This window comes from Longimicrobiaceae bacterium (assembly GCA_035696245.1).
GTDB lineage: Bacteria > Gemmatimonadota > Gemmatimonadetes > Longimicrobiales > Longimicrobiaceae > DASRQW01.
Window position 1 is genome coordinate 1 of record DASRQW010000267.1, and the last position, 6197, is coordinate 6197.

The window sequence follows — 6197 nt, forward strand, 5'->3', positions numbered from 1 at the left end:
ACCTCGACCTCCGCGGCGCCGACGGATGCCGCCGCGCCCACGTCTCCCGCCCGCAGCACGGTGCCCGCGCGGACGACCACGTCGCCCACGTGAACGTCCTCGCCGCGGACGCGGACGTTCTTGCCCGCGTCCACGTCCGAGAGGATCGCGACGCGCCCGTCCGCGGTGCCGATCCCGCTGCCGCCGTCGGTGTGCTCCACGCGCACCACGCCGTCGGCGCCTTCAGGCACCGGCGCGCCCGTCATCACCCGTATCGCCTCGCCGGGGGCGACGGGGCGTGAGGGAAAGTGGCCCGCGGGCACGTCGTCCACCACGCGGAGGATGCGCGGCGTCGCGGCTGATGCGCCTTGCACGTCGGCGGCGCGGGTCGCGAAACCGTCCATGCCGCTGTTGTCCCACGGCGGCAGGTCGATGGGCGAGGCGACGTCCTCCGCCAGCACGTAGCCGAGCGCGGCGAGCAGCGGCCGCCGCTCGGTGCCCAGCCGCGGGACGCCGCCGAGGATCGCGGCGCGCGCTTCCGCGGCGGAGAGCCAGTCGGCGCCGCGGTCAGTCGCCATCGGAACCTCCGCGCAGGAAGGTTGCTTCGACGAGATCGGCGACGCGGGCGACGTGCGAGCCCTGCGCATCCGCCGGGTCGAGCGGGACCAGCGGCACGTGGGTCTCGAAATGCGAATCGTCGGTGACGATGGCGAGGAAGGTAGCGGACTGCTCCGCATCTCCCGAGTCCTGGATGGCGCGGTCGTGGACGGCGCGGCGGAAGACTTCGATCTTCGGAAACGGGCCCTGCTTGTAGCCTTCGACGACGACGAGATCGTAACCTCGACCGGCGTAGAAGCGGCGGATGAGGTCCTCCGGGTCGGGCTCGCCGTCGGTGCGCATGACGAGCGCGACCTTGCCCGCGCCAGCCATGATCACCGCCTCCGCGCCGCCCTCGTTGAAGTGGCGCCACGAGTCGCGCCCCGGCTGGTCGATCTCGAAGTCGTGATGCCCGTGCTTCAGCGTGGCGACGCGATACCCGCGCCGCTTCAATTCCGCGACGAGAGCGACGACGAGCGTCGTCTTCCCGCTGTTCTTGCGGCCGATTACCGACACCACGGGCGGCACGGCGGGCTCATGCATCTGCATCGTCCATGCGGCTGGCGATCTTTCGGGCTCGCGCGTGGTCCGCGGGCGTGTTCACGTTGAGGAAGATGACGTCCGGCGCGCCGAACGTGCGCACCTCGTCCGCCGGGACGCGCACGGTCCGCACGCGGTCGAGGAGCGCGAGCAGCCGCCGCTCATCTCCCGAAAGCATGTCGTCCACGGTCGGAAGGCACGCGGCCGAGTAGTATGCGCACAGCGGCTCGATCCCGCGCCGCCCCTCGCTCTCCGGGATTACGACGTCCGCCCCCGTCGCGTAAGCGATCTCCGCGAGGTGCGCGAGAAGAGCGGGGGGAACGAACGGCAGGTCGCAGGCGACGCACAGCGCTCCGGGCCGCCCCGCATCCACCGCCCAGCGCAGCGCCGTCTGCACGCCCGCGAGCGGTCCCTCGCCGGGCCGCCAGTCGGGCCGGGCGGGGAGATGGAGATGCGCGAAAGGCTCCGGCTCGTTCGCGACGAGCACGACGGTGTCCGCCACCTGCGCCAGCGCGCGCCGGACGCGCTCCACGATCACCACGCCGCCGACCTCCGCCAGCGCCTTGGACGATCCGAAGCGGCGGCTCGCCCCCCCTGCCAGGATCACGCCGAGGGGCCCAGCGCCGCGCCCCGCATCCGCCGAATCGTCGCCGCCCGAAGCCATCTCTCCGCCGCTGTGCGAGCCCGCCCGCCGCGTCGCGAGCCGATGCGCCAACCTACCCCGCGGCGCACGGCCGAACAAGCGGAAGGCCGATCTGGGGAACGCCTCTTGCGCGCAGGGGAGCGGCGCGCTGAGATGTCTGGAGATGCGCTGACGGCTGTTCCTCCCATCCAAGCCGGACGACTGCGATGCTTCGCTACGATGAAAGCTACGGTCCGCCGCCGCGCCCGCGCATGCCGCGCCGCCACCCCGGCGGGGGCTACGACTGGCCGCTACGGGCGGCGGGCGGCTACGATCGCGGCGTGTACGGCGGCGACTATCCCGGCTTCGGCGGCTATCCCGGCGGGGGCGAGGGCATTCACTACGGCGGCGTCCGCCCCTCTCGCGGGCGTGGGTACGACGGCGGCTACTACGTGCAGGGCCCGCTCTCGGCCGAGGAGGCGTACCGGCGGCGGGAGGTCGCGAGGTGGGGCGGCGGGGGCGGGCACGAAGGGCGGGAGAGGGAAGAGGAGTGGCAGGGGCCGGTGGGCGACTCGGAGGTGGCGCAGCTCGTCCGCGAGCGAATCCGGCGCGACACGCACCTGGACGGCGAGCGCATCAAGGTCTCCGCGCATCGCGGCGTGGTCACGCTCACGGGCGAGGTGGACGACTACCTGGAGGCCCGCTACGCCTGGGACGACGCGTGGGAGTCCCCCGGCGTTCGCGGCGTCGTCAGCGACCTCGCTGTCCGCACCGCCGACAAGGCCGCATTTTCCGAAGCCGCCGAGCGGTAGGCGGATACGAACCGATCCCCCTCACGCCCGCATGGTCCGGCACGCGCAATCCTCCCCATCGGTAGGGGCCGCGACCTGCGTGTCGGCCCGTGGTTCGGAGTGAGGGGATGGCCGGGATTCGGGGACATTCTCGCTGCGGAGAGGCGGAGGCACACGCAGGTGCCTCCTACCACGGCGGATGCGATCTTCGTGATTCTGGAAAGACGAAGCGGGTCCCGGCGCGATGGCCGGGACCCGCTTCCTCATCTGCACTCCTCGCGGCTCAGTGGCGCTCGCGGGAGTCGTAGCCGTCCGGGGAGAGGTGGTCCGGCGGGTCGTACGCGGCGCCGCTCTCGATGGCGCGCTGCATGTCGTGCGTGCCGTACGCCTCCACCTCGTCGTCCTCCACCAGGTGCGCCGCCGTGTCGGACTGCGAGTCGTTGCTCACGCCCAGCTCGGTGCCCAGCGAATCCTCGTACGCCAGCGCGTCGTCGATGGCCTCGGGCATGTCGCCCTCGAGCTGCTGGTCCACGATCAGCTCGCTGGTGAAGTCGCTGATGCCCAGCACCTCCACGATGGCGTTCTCGGCGACCTGCGCCTGCCCGTCGGTGCCCACCCGGCCGCCCAGCGTCACGTGGCCGTCGCGCACCGAAAGCTCGATGTATCCGGCGTCGAGGGTGGGATATTCCCGCAGGTGCTGCATGACCAGGTCGTAGATCTCGTCGTCGGTCATGCCCTCGGGGTCGATCATGCTGCCGAAGTCGGACATCGCGCCCTCGCTAGCCGGTCAGAAGTGGATCGCGGCCCCCACCGTCGCCCCGTAGTTGCTGTTCCACTCGTGGTCCTTGGCGGTGGTGCCGCCGGTCTGGAACCCGGTGGGGATCTTCACCTTCCAGAGCCGGTCGCTCAGCTCCACGTTCAGCGAGAGCCGGGGGGTCGCGTAGAAGTCCGTTCCCACCTTGGCGCCCAATGCAAAGCCGGGGCCGAAGTCGAACCGTTCCGTCGTGGGGATGCTGTTCTCGGCCGCGCCGTTCTTCTTCAGCCACGTCACCAGCCCGCCGGTGGCCGCCGCGTACGGCGCCAGCTCGTGCCACGAGCGCTGCCCGGTCAGGTTGATCCGCACGCCCGCGTCGGCGATCAGCAGCGGCATGCTGGCGGTGGTGCCCGTCGCCACGGGCGACACGTGCGTGGGGTCGGTGGTCACGTCGGCGCGGTACAGCTTGCGCTCCGACGGGCTGTAGGCCGCCGTGAAGTCCAGCGCGAGGGCGTTGGAGAGGCTGATGTTGTAGCGCGCCCCGAACAGCGGTGCCGACCGCGGCCCGAACTCGGCCGAGACGCCCTTGCTGATGGTGACCTTGGGGTCGGTGAACAGGTAGCCGGCGAAGCCGGTCAGCCCCTGCTTCCGCTCCAGGTAGCGGTACGGCGACGTGATCTGCTGCGCCTGGAGCGCGCGGGCGCCCAGGAGGAGCGCGGGAAGTGCCAGCAGTGCGATCCGGGTGCGTCGCATCGGTCGGTTCGGTCCGGGAAGAGTCGTGAGTCGGCGGGCGCGGGACGCGCCCCAAGCATGCAGTCCCGGAGCGGCGCCCCGGGACTGCGACAGGTTATAGCCGCCCGAAGCTACGCTTTGTTCCCCGCGCGGGGCAACTGCGGCGGCTTCAGCGCGTCGCGTCCTACGCGCCCGCGGGAGAAGAGCGGCCGCGAGATGCGGGGCGGCGCAGGTCTCGGCCGGTCATCTCCGCCGGCTGGGGGATGCCCAGCAGGCCCAGGATGGTGGGCGCCACGTCGCACAGCGCGCCGTCCGCGAGCGCCTCCGCCTTCCGTCGCTCGTCCGGCTCCACGAGGACGATGCCCACCGGGTTGGTCGTGTGCGCGGTGTGCGGTCCGTTGGTCGTGGGGTCCCACATCTGCTCGCAGTTGCCGTGGTCGGCCGTCACCAGCAGCGTCGTGCCCGTCTCGCGGCATGCGTCCACCACCTGCCCCAGCCCGCCGTCCACCGCCTCGACCGCCTTGATGGCGGCGCGCAGCACGCCCGTGTGGCCCACCATGTCCGGGTTGGCGAAGTTGCAGACGATGGAGTCGTACTTCCGCGAGCGGATGGCCTCCACCAGCCCCTGCGCCACGTCGGGCTCGCTCATCTCCGGCTGCAGGTCGTACGTGGCGACCTTGGGCGACTGCACCAGGCGGCGGTCCTCGCCTTCGGGCGCCTCTTCCGTCCCGCCATTGAAGAAGTACGTGACGTGCGGGTACTTCTCCGTCTCGGCCGTGCGGAAGCTGTGCAGGCCGTGCTGCTGGAGCACGTCGGCCAGGATGTTCGTCATCGGCTGCGGCGGGAAGAGCGCCGGGACCGGGAACTCCGCGTCGTACTGCGTCATCGTCACCAGCCGCACGCGCGGGGCGCCGGGTCCGCGGTCGAAGGCGTCGAAGTTATCGTCCGCCAGGGCGCGGGTGAGCTGGCGGGCGCGGTCCGCGCGGAAGTTGAAGAAGAGGACGCCGTCGCCGTCGCGCACGGGGCCCACCGGCTGCCCGTCGTCGCCCACCATCACCCGCGGCTGCACGAACTCGTCCGTCTCTCCCGCCTCGTACGCCGCGGTGATCGCCTCCAGCGGGTCACGCACCTGCACGCCCTCGCCGCGCACGATGGCGCGGTACGCCTTCTCGGTGCGCTCCCAGCGGCGGTCGCGGTCCATCGCGAAGTAGCGCCCGGTGAGCGTCGCCACCTTGCAGCCCTTGCCGCCGTTCGCGCGGCCGAACAGCTCCGTCAGGTAGTCGCGGGCGGACTGCGGCGGCGTGTCGCGGCCGTCCAGGAAGACGTGGACGCGCACGTTGGGCATCTTCTCCCGCTCGGCCAGCTCGCACAGCGCCAGCAGGTGCTCGTCCACCGCGTGCACCCCGCCGGGGCCGATCAGGCCCATGAGGTGAAGCGTTCCGCCGGTCTCCTTCAGGTGATCGAAGAGGTCGAGAAGCGCGGAGCTGCGGCCCATCTCGCCGGATTCGATCGCCTTGGAGATGCGCATCAGCGACTGCATCACTACGCGCCCGGCGCCCAGGTTTAGGTGGCCCACCTCGCTGTTGCCCATCTGCCCCTCGGGGAGGCCGACGGCGGGGCCGTGCGTGGTCAGCTTCGCGCGCGGGTAGGCGCCCTCCGTCCACAGGTGGCGCCACGTGGGCGCGTTGGCGCAGGTGACGGCGTTGTCCGGCGTGGGCTCGCGCAGGCCCCAGCCGTCCAGGATCACCAATGCAACGCGCGGTCGGTCGGTGCCGGAAGACGTGTCGGGCATGGGCCGGGGCGAGGATAGGAAGGCGCGATGTGATTGACAACTCAAGATGCTGGGGCATATCTTCTTTCGCTCCCCGCACACACGCCGAATCTACCGCCCGCCCCGCCGGTCTGCCACCCCGGACCCCGCTGCCGCTTTGACCGTCTCGCCCCCGCGCGTACTGCTGCTCGCCGCCCTGGCCCTCGCCTGCGCCGCTCCCGCGCACGCCCAGGCCCCCGCGCGCGTCCGCACCGCCGAAGGCGAGCTGCTCGCGGCACCCGACGGCCCCCGGCTGGCGACGCTCGTACGCGGCGCGTCGATGCTTCCGGGCGCGCCGAAGGGCGACTGGCGCGAGGCGACGCTGGACGGCTGGGTGCCCGAGGCCGCGGTGAAGCCCGGCGGCGGCGCCGC

General features: G+C 72.0%; 8 protein-coding genes. 2 read left to right on the plus strand and 6 right to left on the minus strand.

The genetic code is table 11. The features are described from left to right. From VFE05_12410 to VFE05_12420, 3 genes are all read right to left on the minus strand, one after another. Positions 1 to 557: hypothetical protein (locus VFE05_12410; GenBank protein ID HET6230867.1), on the minus strand; the 557-nt coding region annotated here is incomplete at its 3' end. After that, positions 547 to 1119: a molybdopterin-guanine dinucleotide biosynthesis protein B gene (gene mobB / locus VFE05_12415; GenBank protein HET6230868.1), complete on the minus strand. Its 573-nt coding sequence runs from the start codon at positions 1117 to 1119 to the stop codon at positions 547 to 549. The genes VFE05_12410 and mobB, both read right to left, overlap by 11 nt. Beyond that, positions 1112 to 1780 (minus strand): molybdenum cofactor guanylyltransferase, encoded by a 669-nt coding sequence (locus VFE05_12420; GenBank protein HET6230869.1) that lies wholly within the window; start codon positions 1778 to 1780, stop codon positions 1112 to 1114. Before VFE05_12420 ends, mobB begins: the two co-directional genes overlap by 8 nt. A gap of 185 nt (positions 1781 to 1965) precedes the next feature. Between VFE05_12420 and VFE05_12425 the strand changes: the two genes are divergently transcribed. Further along, entirely contained in the window at positions 1966 to 2550 is a 585-nt protein-coding gene (locus tag VFE05_12425; protein ID HET6230870.1) for a BON domain-containing protein, read from the plus strand. A gap of 262 nt (positions 2551 to 2812) precedes the next feature. Here VFE05_12425 and VFE05_12430 read toward each other — a convergent pair whose 3' ends face one another. From VFE05_12430 to gpmI, 3 genes are all read right to left on the minus strand, one after another. After that, a complete protein-coding gene (locus VFE05_12430; GenBank protein ID HET6230871.1) occupies positions 2813 to 3298 on the minus strand; it encodes a BON domain-containing protein in 486 nt (161 codons plus the stop codon). Between the two features lie 18 nt (positions 3299 to 3316). Next, positions 3317 to 4036, minus strand: a complete 720-nt coding sequence (locus tag VFE05_12435) for a hypothetical protein (GenBank protein ID HET6230872.1) — start codon at positions 4034 to 4036, stop codon at positions 3317 to 3319. Between the two features lie 163 nt (positions 4037 to 4199). Further along, positions 4200 to 5762 carry a 2,3-bisphosphoglycerate-independent phosphoglycerate mutase gene (gpmI, locus tag VFE05_12440; protein ID HET6230873.1) on the minus strand — a complete coding sequence of 521 codons (1563 nt, stop codon included), beginning with the start codon at positions 5760 to 5762 and terminating at the stop codon, positions 4200 to 4202. 181 nt (positions 5763 to 5943) lie between these two features. Between gpmI and VFE05_12445 the strand changes: the two genes are divergently transcribed. Then, a partial coding sequence (locus tag VFE05_12445) for a hypothetical protein (GenBank protein HET6230874.1) occupies positions 5944 to 6197 on the plus strand: 254 nt, incomplete at its 3' end.

Coding starts and splice junctions, on each gene's coding strand:
- mobB (HET6230868.1), bottom strand. CDS start 1,119: ATGCATGAGCCCGCCGTGCCGCCCGTGGTGTCGGTAATCGGCCGCAAG.
- VFE05_12420 (HET6230869.1), bottom strand. CDS start 1,780: ATGGCTTCGGGCGGCGACGATTCGGCGGATGCGGGGCGCGGCGCTGGG.
- VFE05_12425 (HET6230870.1), top strand. CDS start 1,966: ATGCTTCGCTACGATGAAAGCTACGGTCCGCCGCCGCGCCCGCGCATG.
- VFE05_12430 (HET6230871.1), bottom strand. CDS start 3,298: ATGTCCGACTTCGGCAGCATGATCGACCCCGAGGGCATGACCGACGAC.
- VFE05_12435 (HET6230872.1), bottom strand. CDS start 4,036: ATGCGACGCACCCGGATCGCACTGCTGGCACTTCCCGCGCTCCTCCTG.